This is a genomic window from Amycolatopsis sp. NBC_00355, from assembly GCF_036104975.1.
Taxonomy (GTDB): domain Bacteria; phylum Actinomycetota; class Actinomycetes; order Mycobacteriales; family Pseudonocardiaceae; genus Amycolatopsis.
Genome location: NZ_CP107982.1, coordinates 8,426,823 through 8,444,436 on the forward strand (window position 1 = coordinate 8,426,823; position 17,614 = coordinate 8,444,436).

The window sequence follows — 17,614 nt, forward strand, 5'->3', positions numbered from 1 at the left end:
CGGGGAACGGCACGCTGTCAACAAGTAGTTGACTTCTCGTCAAGAGAGTGACTCCGGTTGCGGGCAACCGAATTTCCGCGTCGACGGCTGTCGTTACGGAACCGGAACAACCCGCCGGTAACTTCCCGGCGCCCGGACGCGACGAGACGGCAGGGGGCCCGTGTGACCGGGGGTAGGAGCAGATGATCGAAGACGACGCGCCGATCCGGCCGGCGGGACGCTGGGTGAGCGTCCGCCTGCAGCATCGTCACGTCAGCTTCGACGACGCCTTCGAAGCCGACGAACCGGTCCCGGACGGCGACTGCGCGGACGAGGAGTCCTTGTCGTACTCCGGAATCGTGATCACGAGCTTCGACGAGGGGGAGAAGGTTTCCGAGCGCTGGATCCCGCTCGGCGCCGATCCTTCCGAATCGGACGACGAAGAACTCATCGAGCAGCTGCGCGACGCGCTCCTTTGGCAAGCGGGGCGCCCGCCCCCGAATGCCCGCGACTGACCTACGACGGCGTGCGCAGCCCTTCGAACGCCACTTTGCAGACGGTGTCGGCCACTTCCGCCGCCGACGAGCCGCGCCGCGGGCGGTACCACTCGATCAGCGAGTTGACCATGCCGAAGATCAGCCGCGCGGTCACCGCCGGGTCGACGTCCGGGCGGATGTCACCCTCGGCTTCGGCCTGCTTCACCAGGTCCGTCACCAGCAGGTCGAATTCGCGCCGGCGGGCCAGCGCGGCGCGCTCCACCTTCGTGTTGCCCCGGACGCGCAGCAGCAGCGTGACGAACGGCAGCCGGTCGGCCAGCACCAGCACACTGCCGCGCACGAGGTGCTCCAGCCGGTCGATCGCGCGCCCGTCGAGCCGCGCGGTTTCCTCGGCGACGGCGAACAAGCCGTCCAGGGCCCGGTCGACCGAGAGCCGCAGCAGTTCTTCCTTGCTGGGCACGTGGTGGTAAATCGCCGACTTCGTGATGCCGAGCTTGCGGGAGAGGTCCTCCATGCTCGTGCCGTCGTAACCGCGCTCGTTGAACAGCTTCACCGCCACCTGCAGCAGCGATTCGAGGTCGTACCCGGGGCGCCCGCGCCGAGGTGCCGTCACGTCTTGTCCCGCTGGTCGACGATGCGCCGCATCTTGCCCATCGACCGCTCGAGGGTGTCCGGGTCGACGACGTCCACCGACACCGTCACGCCCACGCCGTCCTTGACGCCGGTGACCAGCTCGGCGGCGGCGCGCACCCGGTCCTCGGCGACGGCGTCGTGACGCGCCTCGACCAGCACGGTGAGGTGGTCGAGCCGGCCGCGCGTCGACCGGACGAGCTGGAAGTGCGGGCTGAGGGAAGCCGTCCGCAGCACGATCTCCTCGATCTGCGTCGGGAAGACGTTGACGCCGCGCAGGATGATCAGGTCGTCGGTGCGGCCGGTCACCTTGTCCATCCGCCGGAACGCCGGGCGCGCCGTGCCCGGGTTCAACGCCGTCAGGTCGCGCGTGCGGTACCGGATGATCGGCAGCGCCTGCTTGGTCAGCGACGTGAACACCAGCTCGCCGGTCTCGCCGCCGCCCAGCACGTGCTCCTCGAAGGGGTCGATCACCTCGGGGAAGAAGTGGTCCTCCCAGATGTGCAGGCCGTCCTTCGTCTCGACGCACTCCTGCGCGACACCCGGGCCCATCACCTCGGACAGCCCGTAGATGTCCACCGCGTCGATCGCGAACCGCTCTTCGATCTCCGAGCGCATCTGCTCGGTCCACGGCTCGGCGCCGAAGATGCCGACCTGCAACGAGCTCGCGCGGGGGTCGACACCCTGGCGCTCGAACTCGTCGAGCAGCGTCAGCATGTACGACGGCGTCACCATGATGATCTCGGGCCGGAAGTCGGTGATCAGCTGCACCTGCCGCGCCGTCATCCCGCCGGACGCCGGGATCACCGTGCAGCCCAGCTTTTCCGCGCCGTAGTGCGCGCCGAGACCGCCGGTGAACAGGCCGTAGCCGTACGCGTTGTGCAGCTTGTGGCCCGGCCGCCCGCCCGCCGCGTGGATCGACCGGGCCATCACCGTGGCCCAGGTGTCGATGTCCTGCTCGGTGTAGCCGACGACGGTGGCCTTGCCGGTCGTGCCGCTGGAGGCGTGGATGCGCCGCACCTGCTCCTGCGGCACGGCGAACATCCCGAACGGGTAGTTCTCGCGCAGGTCCTGCTTGGTGGTGAACGGGAACTTCGCCAGGTCGGCGAGCTCCTTGCAGTCGTCCGGGTGCACGCCCGCGTCGTCGAACTTCTTCGTGTACGCGGGCACGTTCGTGTAGGCGTGCCGGAGTGTCCACTGCAGACGCTCGAGCTGCAGCGCGGCCAGCTCGTCGGCGGAGAGGTTCGCCTCGATCATGCTTGGTCCCGTTTCCCGGAGATGACGCGGCTGCGGCCGCGGAATTCGGCGACGACTTCCGGTCCCGCGGGGGTCTCCCGCTGCACCGTGACGTCGTAGATGCCGTTGCGGCCGTAGCGGGTGCGCTCGGTGGCCGTCGCGACGAGGTGGTCGCCGAGCCGGCCGGCGGCGACGAACGAGATTTCCGCACCGGCGGCGACAGTGACCGGGCCGTGGGTGTTGCACGCGCAGGCGAAGGCCGTGTCGGCGAGCAAGAAGACGTACCCGCCGTGCGCGATGTCGTGCCCGTTGACCATGGACGCGGTGATCGTCATGGTCGCGACCGCGCGCCCGTCGCCCGCATCGACGAGGGTGATGCCCAGCGCGCGGGACGCCTCGTCCGCGGCGAACATGGTGTGCGCGGCGTTGGTCATGCACTCTCCGTTGAACAGGCCCTGCGGCGCGGAGCGCCTCCGCTGAGGGCGGCGGCGGGGGCATGGATGGACTGACCGAATGGACGGTCATCCGGTGGTGCGCCTCAGTAAAGGCAGAGGTCCGGGCCGGTGTCAAGCGCCGGGGCCTTCCGATCTCGGCGGCCAGCGGCTACGATGGAATTACTGAACGTCCGGTAGGTAATTCGGTGGAGAGGTCGGACTCGATGGGTTTGCTGCGCAGCTACGTCTCGGGCGAGTGGCACACGGCGGCGGAAGACGGTGCCCCGCTGCACGACGCCACGACCGGCGAGGAGGTCGCCCGCGTCTCCTCGGCGGGCGTCGACTTCGCGGGCGCGCTCGAGTACGGCCGGCGGGTCGGCGGCCCGGCGCTGCGCGAGCTGACGTTCCACCAGCGGTCGGCGCTGCTCAAGGCACTGGCCTCACACCTGCGCGAGCACCGCGAGGAGCTGTACGCACTCTCCGCGAAGACCGGCTCGACGCTGGGTGACTCCAAGTTCGACATCGACGGCGGCATCGGCGTCCTGTTCAGCTACGCCTCCAAGGGCAAGCGCGAGCTGCCGAACGACACCGTCTACGTCGAGGGCGGCGTCGAGCCGCTGAGCAAGGGCGGCACGTTCGTCGCCCAGCACATCGCAACGCCGCTGCGAGGCGTCGCCGTCCAGATCAACGCGTTCAACTTCCCGGTGTGGGGGCCGCTGGAGAAGTTCGCCCCGGCGTTCCTGGCCGGCGTCCCGAGCCTGGTCAAGCCCGCCAGCCAGACGGCCTACCTCACGGCCCGCCTGGTCGAGCTGATCATCGAGTCGGGGATCCTGCCCGAAGGGTCGCTGCAGTTCGTCGCGGGCAGTGTCGGCGACCTGCTCGACCACGTGACCGCGCAGGACCTGGTGTCGTTCACCGGCTCGGCGTCCACCGCGCAGAAGCTGCGTGCGCACCCGGCGATCATCCGCAACGCCGTCCGCTTCAACGCCGAGGCCGACTCGTTGAATTGCTCGATCCTCGGCCCGGACGCGCGCCCCGGGACGACGGAGTTCGACCTCTACGTCAAGCAGCTGACCTCGGAGATGACGGTCAAGGCGGGGCAGAAGTGCACGGCGATCCGCCGCGCGTTCGTCCCGGCTTCGCTGCTCGATGACGTCGCCGCGGCGGCGTCCGCGCGGCTCGCGAAGGTGACGGTCGGCAACCCGACCGCCGAGGGTGTCCGGATGGGCGCGCTGGCCAGCCTGGAGCAGCGCGAAGAGGTCCGGCGCTCGCTCAAGGCCCTGCTCGACGCCGGCAGCATCGTGTTCGGCGACCCGGAGAAGGTCGAGGTCGTCGACGCGGACGCCGAGCGCGGCGCGTTCCTCTCGCCGGTGCTGCTGAAGGCCGACCCGGAGCGCTCCGAGCCGCACGAGGTCGAGGCGTTCGGCCCGGTCTCGACGCTGCTGCCCTACACCTCCACCGAGCAGGTCATCGAGCTGGCCGCGCGCGGTGGCGGCAGCCTGGCCGGCTCGATCGTCAGCGCCGACAAGGAGTTCGTCCGCGAGGTCGTCCTCGGCGCGGCGGCCTACCACGGCCGGCTGCTGGTGCTGGACGCCGACGACGCCAAGGAGTCGACCGGCCACGGCTCGCCGATGCCGCAGCTGGTGCACGGCGGCCCCGGCCGCGCGGGCGGTGGCGAGGAAATGGGCGGGATCCGCGGCGTGCTGCACCACATGCAGCGCACGGCCGTGCAGGGCTCGCCCGCGGTGCTGTCGGCCGTCACCGGCCGGTGGGTCACGGGCGCGCCGCGCACCGAGAGCGACGTCCACCCGTTCCGCAAGTCCCTGGCCGAGCTGAAGATCGGCGACTCCGTAGTCGCCGGGCCGCGCACGGTCCTGCAGTCCGACGTCGACCACTTCGCCGAGTTCACCGGGGACACCTTCTACGCGCACACCGACCCCGAGGCCGCGGCCGCGAACCCGCTGTTCGGCGGGATCGTCGCGCACGGCTACCTGGTCGTCTCGTTCGCGGCGGGCCTGTTCGTCTCGCCCGAGCCCGGCCCGGTGCTGGCCAACTACGGCCTGGAGAACCTGCGGTTCCTGACGCCGGTCAAGGTGGACGACGCGCTGACCGTGACGCTGACCGCCAAGCAGATCACGCCGCGCATCGACCAGGAGTACGGCGAGGTCCGCTGGGACGCCGACGTGACCAATGACGACGGTGATTCTGTCGCGAAGTACGACGTCCTGACCCTCGTGTCGAAGGAGCAGCCGTGACCGCCACTTTGCCTGAGACCGAACTCGAGGAGCTCTTCGAGCACACCATCGAGCGCGACCAGCGGATCGAGCCGCGCGACTGGGTGCCCGAGGGCTACCGCAAGACGATGATCCGGCAGATCGCGCAGCACGCGCACTCCGAGATCATCGGCATGCAGCCCGAGGGCAACTGGATCACGCGCGCGCCGTCGTTGCGGCGCAAGGCGATCCTGCTCGCCAAGGTGCAGGACGAGGCCGGCCACGGGCTCTACCTGTACTCGGCTGCGGCGACGCTGGGCGCCGATCGCGCGGACCTGACCGACAAGCTGATCACGGGCAAGCAGAAGTACTCGTCGATCTTCAACTACCCGACGCTGACCTTCGCCGACGTCGGCGTGATCGGCTGGCTCGTCGACGGCGCGGCGATCTGCAACCAGGTGCCGCTGTGCCGCAGCTCCTACGGGCCGTACGCGCGGGCGATGATCCGCATCTGCAAGGAGGAGTCCTTCCACCAGCGGCAGGGGTACGAGCTGCTGATGACGATGATGAAGGGCACCCAGCAGCAGCGGGACATGGTCCAGGAGGCCGTGAACCGCTGGTGGTGGCCGTCGCTGATGATGTTCGGCCCACCGGACGCCGACTCGCCGAACACCGCGCAGTCGATGGCGTGGAAGGTCAAGCGCCACACCAACGACGAGCTGCGGCAGCGCTTCGTCGACATGTCGGTGCCGCAGGCGGCCGCGCTCGGTGTCACGTTCCCGGACGCCGATCTCAAGTGGAACGCTTCTCGTGAGCACTACGACTTCGGTGCGGTCGACTGGGACGAGTTCAAGAACGTGTTGAAGGGCAACGGCCCGTGCAACGCGTCGCGCGTCGCCCACCGGCGTCGCGCGCACGACGACGGCGCGTGGGTTCGCGAAGCCGCCGTGGCGCACGCGGCGAAGAAAGAGGAGCGCAAGTGAGCGACCTGACTGCCGAAGGCGGCCACGGGGCCGTCCCGCTGGAGGGTGTCCCCGCCGCGCCCGGCCCGGTCAAGCACGACTGGCCGTTGTACGAGGTGTTCGTCCGGGGCAAGCGCGGGCTGAACCACGTGCACGTCGGCTCGCTGCACGCGGCCGACGACGAGATGGCGCTGCACCACGCGCGGGACCTGTACACGCGGCGCAACGAAGGTGTGTCGATCTGGGTCGTGCGCGCCTCCGACATCACGGCGTCCTCGCCGGACGAGAAAGACCCGTTCTTCGCGCCGAGCGGCGACAAGGTCTACCGGCACCCGACGTTCTACGACATCCCCGAGGAGGTGCCGCACATATGAGCTTCGACAACGTCTACGAGTCGCTGACCGAGGAGAACGACGCCCGCTGGGCGTTCGGCACCGGCTTCGAGGACCCGCTGTCCGGAGTGGACACTTCGGTGCCGTCCGGTGTGGACGGTGCCCAGCTCGTGGCGTACTGCCTGATGCTGGGCGACGACGCGCTGATCTTCTCCCACCGGCTGCAGGAGTGGTGCACGAACGCGCCCGAGCTGGAGGACGAGGTCGCGATCGCGAACATCGGCCTCGACCTGCTCGGCCAGGCGCGGCTGCTGCTGGCTCGCGCCGGCAAAGCCGACGGCTCTTCGCGCTCGGAGGACTCGTTCGCGTTCGACCGCGTGGAGAACGAGTTCCGCAACGTCCGGCTCGCGGAGCTGGGCGGCGGGCACTTCGGGCACCTCATCGCGCGGCTGTTCGTGTTCTCGACGTGGCGCCTCGCGCTGCTGCAGCGGCTGGTGACGTCGGTGGACCCGGTCCTGGCGGCGATCGCGGACAAGGGCGTCAAGGAAGTCACCTACCACCGCGACTACGCGGCGCAGTGGCTGGTCCGGCTCGGCGACGGCACGACCCTGTCGCACGAGCGGATGCAGGAGGGGCTCGACGCGGTGTGGCCGTACGTCGGCGAGCTGTTCCGGACGCATTCCCTGGAACTGGTGGACGCGGCTTCGCTGCGCCCGGAGTTCGATGCGGTCCTGGACCAGGTGCTTTCCGCGGCGACTCTTACCCGGCCTTCGTCCGGAGAGCTCGCCGGTGTGTCCGGCCGGACGGGCCGCGACGGCGTCCACACCGAGCAGATGGGGTTCCTGCTGGCGGAGCTGCAGAGCGTGGCCCGGGCGATGCCGGACGCGAAATGGTGACCGCTTCTCTGGTCGCCGCGACGGTCACCGACCCCGAGCTGCCGATGCTGACACTGGCCGACCTGGGTGTGCTGCGCTCGGTGTCCGAAGTGGACGGTCGCGTGGTCGTCGCGATCACGCCGACGTACACCGGCTGCCCAGCGATGGACACCATGCGCGACGACCTGGAGCACGCGCTGGTCGGCGCGGGCTACGCGGACGTCGAGATCCGGACGCAGCTGTCGCCGTCGTGGACGTCGGACTGGATCACGTCGGAAGGCCGTCGCAAGCTGGCCGAGGCCGGCATCGCCCCGCCGGGCGCGGCGCCGCGGCGGTCGGGCCCGATCCCGCTGACGCTGTCGGCGCCGGTGACGGCGGTGCCGTGCCCGCTGTGCGGGTCCGCGGACACCGAGGAGCAGTCCCGCTTCGGCGCGACGGCGTGCAAGGCGCTGCGGCGCTGCCGGTCGTGCCAGGAGCCTTTCGAGCACGTCAAGGAGATCTAGTGGCGTTCCACCCCTTGAAGGTCGCGGGCATCGCGCGGCTGTGCGACGACGCGGTCGCCGTCACGTTCGACGTCCCGTCCGCGCTGGCCCAGGACTTCGACTTCAAGCCGGGCCAGTCCCTGACGTTGCGGCGCTCGGTCGACGGCCGCGACGAGCGCCGTTCGTACTCGATCTGCGCGGCGGCGGGCACGGCACCGCGAGTGGGCGTCCGCCTGGTCCCGGGCGGCCTGTTCTCGTCTTGGCTGCTGAACGACGTCCGCGCGGGCGACACGATCGAGGTCGCCCCGCCCACGGGTTCGTTCACCCCGGACCTTTCCGAAGGTGGCCACCACGTCCTGATCGCGGCGGGCTCGGGCATCACGCCGGTGCTGTCGATCGTGTCGTCGCTGCTGGCCACGCCGGACGCGACGGTGACGGTGCTGTACGGCAACCGCCGCACGGACACGGTGATGTTCGCGGACGAGCTGGCGGACCTGAAGGACCGCGCACCGTCCCGCTTGGAGCTGATCCACGTCCTGTCCCGCGAGCCGCGCGAAGCGGAGCTGTTCACGGGCCGGTTGGACGTCCCGAAGCTGCGGCAGCTGTTCTCGTCGCTGGTCCCGGTGTCCGAAGTGGACCATTGGTGGCTGTGCGGACCGTTCGAGATGGTGACGGGCGCGCAGGAGCTGCTGGTTTCCCTGGACGTGCCCCGCGCGCGCATCCACCAGGAGCTGTTCTACGTCGACACCCCGCCGGAACCGGTGACCCACGTCGATCCGACGGTGGCGGGAGCGTCCTCGGAAGTCCGAGTCGTCCTGGACGGCCGCTCGTCGTCGATGACGTTGCCCAGGTCGTCATCGGTCCTGGACGGCGCCCAGAAGTTCCGCCCGGACCTGCCGTTCGCTTGCAAGGGCGGCGTGTGCGGCACGTGCCGAGCACGCGTCACGGAGGGAAAGGTGGACCTGCGCCGCAACTTCGCCCTGGAAGAGGCGGAGGTGGCGGCGGGCTTCGTCCTGACGTGCCAGTCGTACCCGGTCTCGGAGACGGTGACAGTCGACTACGACGCCTGACCCTTTCGCGGGTTGTCCACAGGCCCACCGACTTGTGGACAACATCGCCGACCAGGCCCGTTTCCCGAGGTCCGGACGGTGGTCGCCACTAGACTGGACCTGGGGACGCCCCCTGGGAGTTTCGGCCGGTGCCGGCGCGAATCAGAGCATGCGCCTGCGGCGACGGCGGCGTGCGCGGGGTGTCTCGGCGGGGTCCTCGCCGAGAAGCGCGGGCTCGTCTTCCGCGAGGTTCGGCTCCGTGAGGCCCATCATCTCCGCCGCCAGCTGCTGTGAGCTTGCGAAGACGCCCGTCGGGGCCGCGCGCGCCCGGCGCAGCGCCGATGGGCGGAGGCGGTTGTAGCCGCGGACCGTCACCGGGCGGCGCTGGCGCAGCTCGTACGCCGGTTCTTCCGCCAGCTCGGTGGCCAGCTCGCGGTCGATCAGGATCGTGCCCGGGCGGGCCACCGACGTCAGGCGGGCCGCCAGGTTGACCACCGAGCCGTAGACGTCGCCGAAGCGGTTCAAGACCCGGCCGGACGCCATGCCCGCGCGGACCGCCGGGATGCTCTCGTCCGCCGACGTCCGCTCGGTCAGGGCCAGCGCGATCTCCGCCGCGGCCACCGCCGAGTCGGCGACGAACAGGACCTCGTCGCCGATCATCTTCACCACGCGGCCGTGGTGCTCGGCGATCGTCTCCGTCGCCAGCAGCTCGAACGCGTCGAGCACGCGGCTCAGCTCGTCCTCGTCGATCTGGCGCGTCAGGCGCGTGTAGCCGACCATGTCGACGAACCCGACCACCTGCGTGCGCGTCTCGAGGTTCTCATCCGGCGCCGCGAACGCCCGCCCGGCGTACGCCGCCAGGTGCCGGCGCCAGACGAAGTTCTGCACCTGCTCGAGCTCCGGCAGCAGCCGGTCGACGAGCCGGGCCACCTGCCGCTCGCTGCGACCGAGCTCGGGCTGCTCCTTGATCAGCTCGAACAGCATGTCGACCTGCCACTCGGCCAGCCGCGACAGGTGCTGGCCGAGCGCGCGCGTCACCGCCACCTCGATGCTCGGGTCGATCAAGCCCGACTGCACCAGCTGATCGGCCGTCCGCATGGCGTCGACGTCGGCGTCGGTGAAGACCACCTCGTCGTCGGGGACGGTCGCGAACCCCAGCGCACGCCAAAGCCGGCGCGACCGATCGTCGGGCACGCCGGCCTTTTCGGCCACTTCGAGCCGGGTGTACTTCCGCCGGCCGCCGAGCAGGATCCGCTCGAGCCGCTGCTGAAGTTCCTCACTCGAATCAGGCACGGTCAGGTCGTGTGGACGATCAGCACGTCCACGCCGGACTTGCGCGCCACCTCCGACGGCACCGAGCCCAGGATCCGGCCCGCGATCGTGTTCAGCCCGCGGTTGCCGACGACCAGCAGGTCCGCCTCGCGCTCGTGCACCACCTTGCGCAGCGAGTCGACCGGGTCGCCCTTCACCGCGACCGTGTCGATCTTCTCGGCGCCGGCGCGCACCGCGCGGTCCCGCGCGGACTGCAGTGTGTCCTCGGCCGGCGCTGAGCCGACGACCTGGTAGGCCTCGTCACCCAGGACGTCCTGGGCCTTGTCGACGTCGGTCTTGCTGGCCGGGTAGAACGCGCACGTGATGACGAGCGTCGCCCCCGCGTCGCCGGCTACCGCCGCCGCGCGGTCCACCGCCGCGAACGAGGACTCTGAGCCGTCCGTGCCCACCACCACGGTCCGATATGCCGCACCCATGCGCAAAACCTCCAGGTGATCCCGCGTGAGCAGGGACGATGGCGGTCGGCGTCGACCGCGCGGGCTCGTCCGAGCTCGTGTCGGGTCGAAGGTTACTCGCCAGTCGCTTTCCGCGCTCCGCTTGGCCGCGGACTGGGCTTCGGCGTGGGCTTGGGAGTGGCTTTCGCCGCCTGCTTGGAGGCCGCCGGTGGCTTCGGGACGTCGGAGGCCCGGATCCGGATGGTCTCTTCGACGTCGTTCACCGGCTTCGTTTTCCCGGTGTCGGATTCGGCCGCCGGCGCGTCCGATTTCAGGTCGGCCGCCTTCAGATCGGTCGTGATCTCCGCGGGCACCTTCACCTCGTCGCCGAGGACGGTGTGCGCCTCGGCGAGCACCGCCCGCGCCGCGCGCACCTGCTCGGCCAGCCCGCCGCGCACCTTGCGCAGCGAGTCGACGCGCTCGTTCGCCTGGGTGATCCGCCGGTTCGACTCGTCGGTCGCCGTCGAGACGCGGCGCCGCGCCTCGTCCGCGGCTTCGGCGAGCCGGGCGTTGGCCTCGTTGATCGAATCCTGACGGCGCTTGTTCGCGTCCGCGACCGACTCCCGCTGCCGACGCTCGACCTCGGCCTTGGTGGCGTTCTCCTCCTCGAGGATCTTCGCGCGGATGTCGGCGGCGTCCTGGGTCGCCTCCTGCACGCGGCGCGCGGCCTCGGCCTTGCTCGCGGCTTCCTGCTCGGCCAGCACCCGCATCGCCTCGGTGCGGCGCGAAGCCATCGCGATCTCGAAGTCCTCTTCGACCTTCGTGCGCCGGTCCGACGACTCGGTGTCGAGCTTCGTGCGCTCGGCCTCGGCCTTGTCGGTGATCTCCTTGGCCTGCGCGCGGGCGTCCTCGAGCACCTTGCGGTGCTCCGCCTCCATCTCCTTGCGGCGCAGGTCGAGCTCGGTGAGCAGCTGCTCGTAGCGGGCGCGCATGGCGCTCGCGTCCGTCTCGGCCTTGGCCCGGATGTGGCCGGCCTCCGCTTCGGCGCGGGCCCGCGTGTCCGCGGACTCGTCCTGGGCCAGGCGCAGCATCCGCTGCAGCCGCTCCGAGAGGCCTTCGACGCTGGTGGGCGGCTGGGCCAGCCGGTCGACCTGCCCGCGCAGGTCCGCGATCTCGCCGCGCGCGATCTCCAGCTGCCGGGCCAGGTCGCCGGCCTGCGCGATGGCGGCGTCCCGATCCGCGGTGAGCATCTTCAGGTCGGCGTCCAGCCGTTCGAGGTGCTCGTCGACCTGTGCTCGGCTGTACCCGCGCTTCGCCACGTCGAAGCCGGCTCCCAGCGGCACAAGCTCCCGTTCATCGCCAAGGCTCATGCGCCTACCGTAGTCGCAGCCGGGTCACCAAAGGGTGAGCACCCGGGGCCTGCGCCGAAAGTGGCGTCTGATGCGGCGAAAGGATCTTGCCGGATCGGACCGGATCCGGGCGGTTCCCGACACCCGGATCCGGCTGGTCCTCGCGGCTCAGGCGCCGCGGAACGCGTTGATCCCTTCAAGGTGCTTCGCGCGCTTCTCCTCGTCGCGGACGCCGAGGCCTTCCTGCGGCGCGAGCGCGAGCACGCCGACCTTGCCCTGGTGCGCGTTGCGGTGGACGTCCAGCGCGGCCTGCCCGGTCTCTTCGAGCGAGTACGTCTTCGACAGCGTCGGGTGGATCAGCCCCTTCGCGATCAGCCGGTTCGCCTCCCAGGACTCGCGGTAGTTCGCGAAGTGGGAGCCGACGATCCGCTTCAGGTTCATCCACAGGTAGCGGTTGTCGTACTGGTGCATGTAGCCCGAGGTGGACGCACAGGTGACGATCGTGCCGCCCTTGCGCGCGGCGTAGACGGACGCGCCGAACGTCTCCCGGCCCGGGTGCTCGAACACGATGTCGGGGTCCTCGCCGCCGGTCAGCTCGCGGATCTTCGCGCCGAACCGCTGCCACTCCTTCGGGTCCTGCTCGGTGTCGCTCTTCCAGAACTTGTAGGCCTCGGCGCTGCGGTCGATGATCAGCTCGGCGCCGAGCTTCCGGCAGATCGCGGCCTTCTCCGGGCTGGACACGACACACACCGGGATGGCGCCGCCGTTCAGCGCGTACTGCGTCGCGTAGGAGCCGAGGCCGCCCGAAGCGCCCCAGATCAGGACGACGTCACCCTGCTTCATGTCCGCGCCGTTGCGCGAGACGAGCTGGCGGTAGGCGGTGGAGTTGACCAGCCCGGGGGAGGCGGCCTCCTCCCAGGTGAGGTGGTCCGGCTTCGGCATCAGCTGGTTCGCCTTGACCAGCGCGACCTCGGCGAGGCCGCCGAAGTTCGTCTCGAAGCCCCAGATCCGCTGCTCGGTGTCGAGCATCGTGTCGTTGTGCCCGTCCGGGCTTTCGAGCTCGACGTTCAGGCAGTGCGCGACCACCTCGTCGCCGGGCTTCCAGGTGTGCACGCCGACCCCGGTGCGCAGCACGACGCCGGACAGGTCCGAGCCGACCACGTGGTAGGGCAGGTCGTGCCGCTTCGCCAGCGGCGAGAGCTTGCCGTACTTCTTCAGGAACTTGAACGTGGGGATCGGCTCGAAGATCGACGTCCACACGGTGTTGTAGTTGATGGCGCTCGCCATCACCGCGACCAGGGCCTCGCCGGGGCCCAGCTCCGGGACGGGCACTTCGTCCACGTGCAGCGACTTGCGCGGGTCCTTGTCCCGGCTCTCGAGGCCCTCGAACATGTCGACCTCGTCCGCGTGGACGGTCACGCCCCGGTAGGTCTCCGGCACGGGCAACGAGCCGACCGCGGCCGACTCGCCGTTCAGGATGGCCTGCTGGATCTCGCCGAGCTGCGTCATCGGTTCCTCCGCGGAGATGGGGGTCAACGGCGTTGGCGGCAGAAATTACTCGCCGGTAACTCGCGTCCACAACTGTACGAGACGAGCAGCACGATTACACCTCCAACTGTGACCGATCAATCTTGACCGGCCGGCCAGTCAAGCCGGATGCTCGATAGGGGGAATACCGCCCCGACCAGCAGGATCACCTACGGAGGTGAGCACGGATGAGTGAAGTCACCACGCGCGCATGGACCCGGCCCCACGACTGGACCGAGGTCGTCATCGGGGTCGTCGCCGCTCTTTCACCCCTTTGGCTGAGCACGGACACGACCGTGATGTGGACGATGGTCGTCCTGGGAGCACTGATCGCACTCGACGGCCTGGTCTCGCTCGCGAAGCCCGGCCTCGTCTACGGCGAGGGCATCCAGATCGCCCTCGGCGTGCTGTTCTTCATCGCGCCGTGGGTGCTGGAGTACACCGAGCTCAACGGCGCGTCCTGGACGTCCTGGATCGCCGGGGTGCTGACGGTCATCGCGGGCGCGGCGGCGATGCCGGTCGCGAACGCCGCGCACCGCACGGCGGGCCAGCACTGAGCCGCCGGCATCGGTCGGCTGCACGGCCGGTCGGCTGGCCTTGACCGACCGGCTGGCCTTGACCGGCTGGCTGGCGCTGCACGGCAGGCTGGCGCTGCACGGTCGGTCGGCTGGCACTGACCGACTTGGCCGGCCGGCACTGACCGGTCGGCTGCACGACCCGCTGGCCGGCACTGATCGGCCGGCCGCACGACCTGCACCGCACGGCCGCACCGAACGACCAGGAGGCACCGGAATGACCGAGGATTCGGCGAAAGAGCGCATTCTCTGCGCCGCCGAGGTGCTCTTCGCCGAATCCGGCTTCGACGCCACCCCGACCTCCCGCGTCGCGGAGCGGGCCGGGGTGCCGAAGGGCCTGGTGCACTACTACTTCCGGCACAAGGCGGACCTGCTCACCGCCCTCGTCGAGCGGCTGCCCGACGAGCGCATCGAACCGGCCGCGGTCGTCGTCCCCGGCGACCTGGCGGGCAGCCTGCGCCGGCTCGTCCGCGAACTGGACCGCCGCTTCAGCCGGTCGCTCGGGCTCTCGCACCTGCTGTGGCGCGAGGCCGACACCCACCACGCCGTCCGCGACGCCCTCCACGAGCGCTTCCAGGTGCTGGTGCGCCAGGTCCGTTCGGTGATCCTGGCGGCCACCGTCGGCCACTTGCCGAGCGCCGACGTCGACCGCGCGTCGGGCCTGCTCGCCCGCGCGGTCAGCCACCGGCACGCGACGGCCCGCCATTCGGAGGACGACCTCCCCGCCGAGTTCGACGGCGAGCTCACCTTCATCGCGGAGTCGCTCGCCGCCAAGGCTGCGCCCGCCTAGCGCCGGAGGGTCCAGCGCCGCAGGGGCTCAGCCCCGCAGGTGACGGTGACAAGCCGGGCTGGACGCCGCCGGCCGATGCGGGTCAGGCTTCCCCGCCCCGCCCCGCCCCGCCCCGCCCCGCCCCGCCCCGCCCCGCCCCGCCCCTGCTTCGCGGCTCTGTTGCACAGTGGCTTCCGCGTTGACCCTGTGGTGCCGGTCAGGATTGGGCGTCGGCGCTCAGTGCGCGGCGCCGTCCTTGGCCGGCTCCACCAGCTCCACGAGGACGCCGCCCGCGTCCTTCGGGTGGACGAAGTTCACCCGGCTGTTGGACGTGCCGCGCTTCGCCTCCTCGTACAGCAGGCGCAGACCCTGGCCGCGCAGGGCCGCCGCTGCCGCGTCCACATCGGACACGCGGTACGCCAGCTGCTGCAGCCCGGAGCCGCTCTTCGCGAGGAACTTGCCGATCGCCGAGTCGTCGCGCAGCGGGGCCAGCAGCTGGATCTGCGTCTCCGTGCCCGCCGTGCCGGGCGCGCGCAGCATCGCTTCGCGGACTCCCTGCTCCTCGTTCACCTCCTCGTGCGCCACTTCCAGGCCGAAGTGCGCGCGGTGGAACTCGATGGCCGCATCCAGATCAGGGACCGCGATGCCGACGTGGTCGATGGCCGTCACGAACGGCTTCAGGGCGTCATTCATGGAGGCAGGATAGGGGGCCGCGGTACGGCGTCCAGCCGGAATCGTGGCGTGCCCCGCCTCACACTGGCTCCATCAAGAAGGTCACCTCCCGGGTATGGTCGAGCGAACTGCCCATGCGCCGAAGCTTGGAGGACGCCGTGTCCGGTTCCGTGATCCTGGGTGCCGCCCGTACACCGATCGGGCGCCTGCTGGGGTCCCTCAAGGACCTCACGGGGGCGCAGCTGGGCGGGGTCGCGATCAAAGCGGCCCTCGAACGCGCCGGGGTCGCCCCGGACGCGGTGCAGTACACGATCATGGGTCAGGTGCTGACCGCCGGCGCCGGCCAGATCCCGGCCCGCCAGGCCGCGGTCGCCGCGGGCATCCCGATGAGCGTGCCCGCGCTGACGATCAACAAGGTCTGCCTCTCCGGCCTAGACGCCATCGCGCTCGCCGACCAGCTGATCCGCGCGGGCGAGTTCGACCTCGTCGTGGCCGGTGGCCAGGAGTCGATGACCCAGGCGCCGCACCTGCTGCCCAAGTCCCGCTCCGGCTTCAAGTACGGCGACACCACGCTCGTCGACCACATGGCCTACGACGGTCTCTTCTGCGCCTTCGACCAGGTCGCCATGGGCTCGTCGACGGAGAAGTACAACGCCCGCTACGGCGTCACCCGCGAGCAGCAGGACGCGTTCTCGGCGCGCTCCCACCAGCGCGCGGCCGAAGCCATCAAGAGCGGCTACTTCACCGACGAGATCGCGCCGGTCTCCATCCCGCAGCGCAAGGGCGACCCGGTGGTCTTCGACACCGACGAGGGTGTCCGCGCCGACACCACCGCCGAGGGCCTCGCGAAGCTGCGCCCCGCCTTCGCCTCCGACGGCACCATCACCGCGGGCTCGGCCTCGCAGATCTCCGACGGCGCCGCCGCGGTGATCGTGGCCAGCAAGGCGAAGGCCGAGGAACTGGGCCTCACGCCGCTCGCCGAGATCGGCGCGCACGGGGTCGTCGCCGGGCCGGACGCGAGCCTGCACGAGCAGCCGTCGAACGCCATCCTCGCCGCGCTGGCGAAGGAGAAGCTCACCGCCGACGCGCTCGACCTGATCGAGATCAACGAAGCCTTCGCCGCCGTCGGCCTGGTGTCGACCGACAAGCTCGGCATCGACCCGGAGAAGGTCAACGTCAACGGCGGCGCCATCGCGCTCGGCCACCCGATCGGGGCGTCCGGGGCGCGGCTGGCCGTGCACCTGATCCACGAGCTTCGCCGCCGCGGCGGCGGGCTCGGTGCCGCCGCTCTGTGCGGTGGCGGCGGCCAGGGCGACGCCCTGCTGCTGCGGGTGCCGTCCGCGTAAGTGACCGGCCCACTCGACCTCGACGACCTGGTCGGCCGCGCGCGGGACGGGCAACCCCGTGCCGTCGCGCGGCTGCTTTCGCTCGTCGAGGACGCCCACCCGCGCGTCGCGGAGATCGCGCGGGCGCTGACGCCGCACACCGGTCGGGCCCGGATCGTCGGGCTCACCGGACCGCCCGGCGTCGGCAAGTCGACTTCGACGTCGGCGCTGCTCACCGCCCTGCGCGCGGAAGGCATGCGGGTCGGCGTGCTCGCGATCGACCCGTCTTCGCCCTTTTCCGGCGGGGCACTGCTCGGCGACCGGATCCGGATGACCGAGCACGCCACCGATCCCGGCGTGTTCATCCGGTCGATGGCCACGCGTGGCCACCTCGGCGGACTTTCGTGGGCCACCCCGCAGGCCGTGCGCGTGCTCGACGCGGCCGGCTTCGACGTGGTGCTGATCGAGACCGTCGGGGTCGGGCAGTCCGAAGTGGACGTCGTGAAACTGGCCGACACCACCGTGGTGCTGCTCGCGCCGGGCATGGGCGACGGGATCCAGGCCGCCAAGGCCGGCGTGCTGGAGATCGCCGACGTCTTCGTCGTCAACAAGGCCGACCGCGACGGCGCAGACGCCACGGTGCACGACCTCAAGCAGATGATCTCGCTGGCGCGCCGGGAGATCCGGGGACCGGGCTGGCGCCAGCCGATCGTCCGGACGGTCGCGGCCAAGGGCGAGGGTGTCGACGACCTCGTGCGCGCGCTGGCCGACCACCACGACTGGCTGGTCGCCCACGACGAGCTGGGCCGCCGCCGGGTGGCGCGGGCCCGCGACGAGGTGGAGGCCATCGCGCTCCGGCGGTTGCGGGCCGAGCTGACCGACCTGCGTGGTGGCGGCCGGCTGGCGGGCGTGGCCGAACGGGTCGTCGCCCGGGAGCTGGACCCGTTCGCCGCCGCCGACGCGCTGATCGCGGACCTGCGGGGCTGACGCCGCTTCAGGAGC

At 70.8% G+C, this 17,614-nt stretch carries 19 protein-coding genes; 11 read left to right on the top strand and 8 right to left on the bottom strand.

Annotated features, from left to right (window positions below; translation table 11 throughout):
* The first annotated feature begins 182 nt into the window (after positions 1-182).
* Positions 183-494 carry a hypothetical protein gene (locus OHS18_RS38860; RefSeq protein ID WP_328443968.1) on the top strand — a complete coding sequence of 104 codons (312 nt, stop codon included), beginning with the start codon at positions 183-185 and terminating at the stop codon, positions 492-494.
* Position 495: 1 nt separating this feature from the next.
* On the opposite strand, the gene OHS18_RS38865 is transcribed toward OHS18_RS38860, so the two are convergent.
* Genes OHS18_RS38865 through paaI form a run of 3 tightly spaced genes read right to left on the bottom strand, consistent with a single transcriptional unit; the run spans position 496 to position 2,776 of the window.
* On the bottom strand, positions 496-1,089 hold the full coding sequence (locus OHS18_RS38865; RefSeq protein WP_328443966.1) for a TetR/AcrR family transcriptional regulator: 594 nt from the start codon (positions 1,087-1,089) through the stop codon (positions 496-498).
* Entirely contained in the window at positions 1,086-2,363 is a 1,278-nt protein-coding gene (paaK, locus tag OHS18_RS38870) for a phenylacetate--CoA ligase PaaK (RefSeq protein WP_328614147.1), read from the bottom strand. The genes OHS18_RS38865 and paaK overlap by 4 nt, the downstream gene beginning before the upstream one ends.
* Positions 2,360-2,776 (bottom strand): hydroxyphenylacetyl-CoA thioesterase PaaI, encoded by a 417-nt coding sequence (gene paaI / locus OHS18_RS38875; protein ID WP_328614148.1) that lies wholly within the window; start codon positions 2,774-2,776, stop codon positions 2,360-2,362. The genes paaK and paaI overlap by 4 nt, the downstream gene beginning before the upstream one ends.
* 224 nt (positions 2,777-3,000) lie before the next feature.
* Here paaI and paaZ point away from each other — a divergent pair, with 224 nt between their 5' ends.
* From paaZ to paaE, 6 genes are read left to right on the top strand one after another with little or no spacing between them, the layout of a single operon-like run.
* Positions 3,001-5,031, top strand: a complete 2,031-nt coding sequence (gene paaZ, locus OHS18_RS38880) for a phenylacetic acid degradation bifunctional protein PaaZ (protein WP_328614149.1) — start codon at positions 3,001-3,003, stop codon at positions 5,029-5,031.
* Complete coding sequence (paaA, locus tag OHS18_RS38885) at positions 5,028-5,972, top strand: 1,2-phenylacetyl-CoA epoxidase subunit PaaA (RefSeq protein ID WP_328443958.1); 945 nt, start codon at positions 5,028-5,030, stop codon at positions 5,970-5,972. Before paaZ ends, paaA begins: the two co-directional genes overlap by 4 nt.
* A 38-nt stretch (positions 5,973-6,010) precedes the next feature.
* Positions 6,011-6,325 carry a 1,2-phenylacetyl-CoA epoxidase subunit PaaB gene (gene paaB, locus OHS18_RS38890; protein WP_328459054.1) on the top strand — a complete coding sequence of 105 codons (315 nt, stop codon included), beginning with the start codon at positions 6,011-6,013 and terminating at the stop codon, positions 6,323-6,325.
* Positions 6,322-7,179 carry a 1,2-phenylacetyl-CoA epoxidase subunit PaaC gene (paaC, locus tag OHS18_RS38895; protein ID WP_328614150.1) on the top strand — a complete coding sequence of 286 codons (858 nt, stop codon included), beginning with the start codon at positions 6,322-6,324 and terminating at the stop codon, positions 7,177-7,179. The genes paaB and paaC overlap by 4 nt, the downstream gene beginning before the upstream one ends.
* Positions 7,173-7,661 (top strand): 1,2-phenylacetyl-CoA epoxidase subunit PaaD, encoded by a 489-nt coding sequence (paaD, locus tag OHS18_RS38900; protein ID WP_328443954.1) that lies wholly within the window; start codon positions 7,173-7,175, stop codon positions 7,659-7,661. The genes paaC and paaD overlap by 7 nt, the downstream gene beginning before the upstream one ends.
* Positions 7,661-8,710 carry a 1,2-phenylacetyl-CoA epoxidase subunit PaaE gene (gene paaE, locus OHS18_RS38905; protein WP_328614151.1) on the top strand — a complete coding sequence of 350 codons (1,050 nt, stop codon included), beginning with the start codon at positions 7,661-7,663 and terminating at the stop codon, positions 8,708-8,710. The genes paaD and paaE overlap by 1 nt, the downstream gene beginning before the upstream one ends.
* 141 nt (positions 8,711-8,851) lie before the next feature.
* On the opposite strand, the gene OHS18_RS38910 is transcribed toward paaE, so the two are convergent.
* From OHS18_RS38910 to ccrA, 4 genes are all read right to left on the bottom strand, one after another.
* Positions 8,852-9,982: an adenylate/guanylate cyclase domain-containing protein gene (locus tag OHS18_RS38910; protein ID WP_328614152.1), complete on the bottom strand. Its 1,131-nt coding sequence runs from the start codon at positions 9,980-9,982 to the stop codon at positions 8,852-8,854.
* A gap of 2 nt (positions 9,983-9,984) precedes the next feature.
* Positions 9,985-10,437, bottom strand: a complete 453-nt coding sequence (locus OHS18_RS38915) for a universal stress protein (RefSeq protein ID WP_328614153.1) — start codon at positions 10,435-10,437, stop codon at positions 9,985-9,987.
* Positions 10,438-10,529: 92 nt separating this feature from the next.
* Positions 10,530-11,738: a chromosome segregation protein gene (locus OHS18_RS38920; protein WP_328618653.1), complete on the bottom strand. Its 1,209-nt coding sequence runs from the start codon at positions 11,736-11,738 to the stop codon at positions 10,530-10,532.
* Between the two features lie 174 nt (positions 11,739-11,912).
* On the bottom strand, positions 11,913-13,253 hold the full coding sequence (ccrA, locus tag OHS18_RS38925) for a crotonyl-CoA carboxylase/reductase (protein WP_328614154.1): 1,341 nt from the start codon (positions 13,251-13,253) through the stop codon (positions 11,913-11,915).
* A 206-nt stretch (positions 13,254-13,459) separates the two neighbouring features.
* Here ccrA and OHS18_RS38930 point away from each other — a divergent pair, with 206 nt between their 5' ends.
* Both OHS18_RS38930 and OHS18_RS38935 read left to right on the top strand, forming a co-directional pair.
* Positions 13,460-13,828: an SPW repeat domain-containing protein gene (locus OHS18_RS38930; protein ID WP_328614155.1), complete on the top strand. Its 369-nt coding sequence runs from the start codon at positions 13,460-13,462 to the stop codon at positions 13,826-13,828.
* A gap of 235 nt (positions 13,829-14,063) precedes the next feature.
* Positions 14,064-14,636, top strand: coding sequence for a TetR/AcrR family transcriptional regulator (locus OHS18_RS38935; RefSeq protein ID WP_328614156.1), 573 nt, complete (start codon positions 14,064-14,066; stop codon positions 14,634-14,636).
* A 216-nt stretch (positions 14,637-14,852) separates the two neighbouring features.
* Here OHS18_RS38935 and mce read toward each other — a convergent pair whose 3' ends face one another.
* Positions 14,853-15,308 carry a methylmalonyl-CoA epimerase gene (gene mce / locus OHS18_RS38940; RefSeq protein WP_328614157.1) on the bottom strand — a complete coding sequence of 152 codons (456 nt, stop codon included), beginning with the start codon at positions 15,306-15,308 and terminating at the stop codon, positions 14,853-14,855.
* A 137-nt stretch (positions 15,309-15,445) separates the two neighbouring features.
* Here mce and OHS18_RS38945 point away from each other — a divergent pair, with 137 nt between their 5' ends.
* Complete coding sequence (locus OHS18_RS38945) at positions 15,446-16,633, top strand: acetyl-CoA C-acetyltransferase (RefSeq protein WP_328614158.1); 1,188 nt, start codon at positions 15,446-15,448, stop codon at positions 16,631-16,633.
* Positions 16,634-17,599, top strand: a complete 966-nt coding sequence (gene meaB / locus OHS18_RS38950) for a methylmalonyl Co-A mutase-associated GTPase MeaB (RefSeq protein ID WP_328614159.1) — start codon at positions 16,634-16,636, stop codon at positions 17,597-17,599.
* Positions 17,600-17,614: the final 15 nt, after the last annotated feature.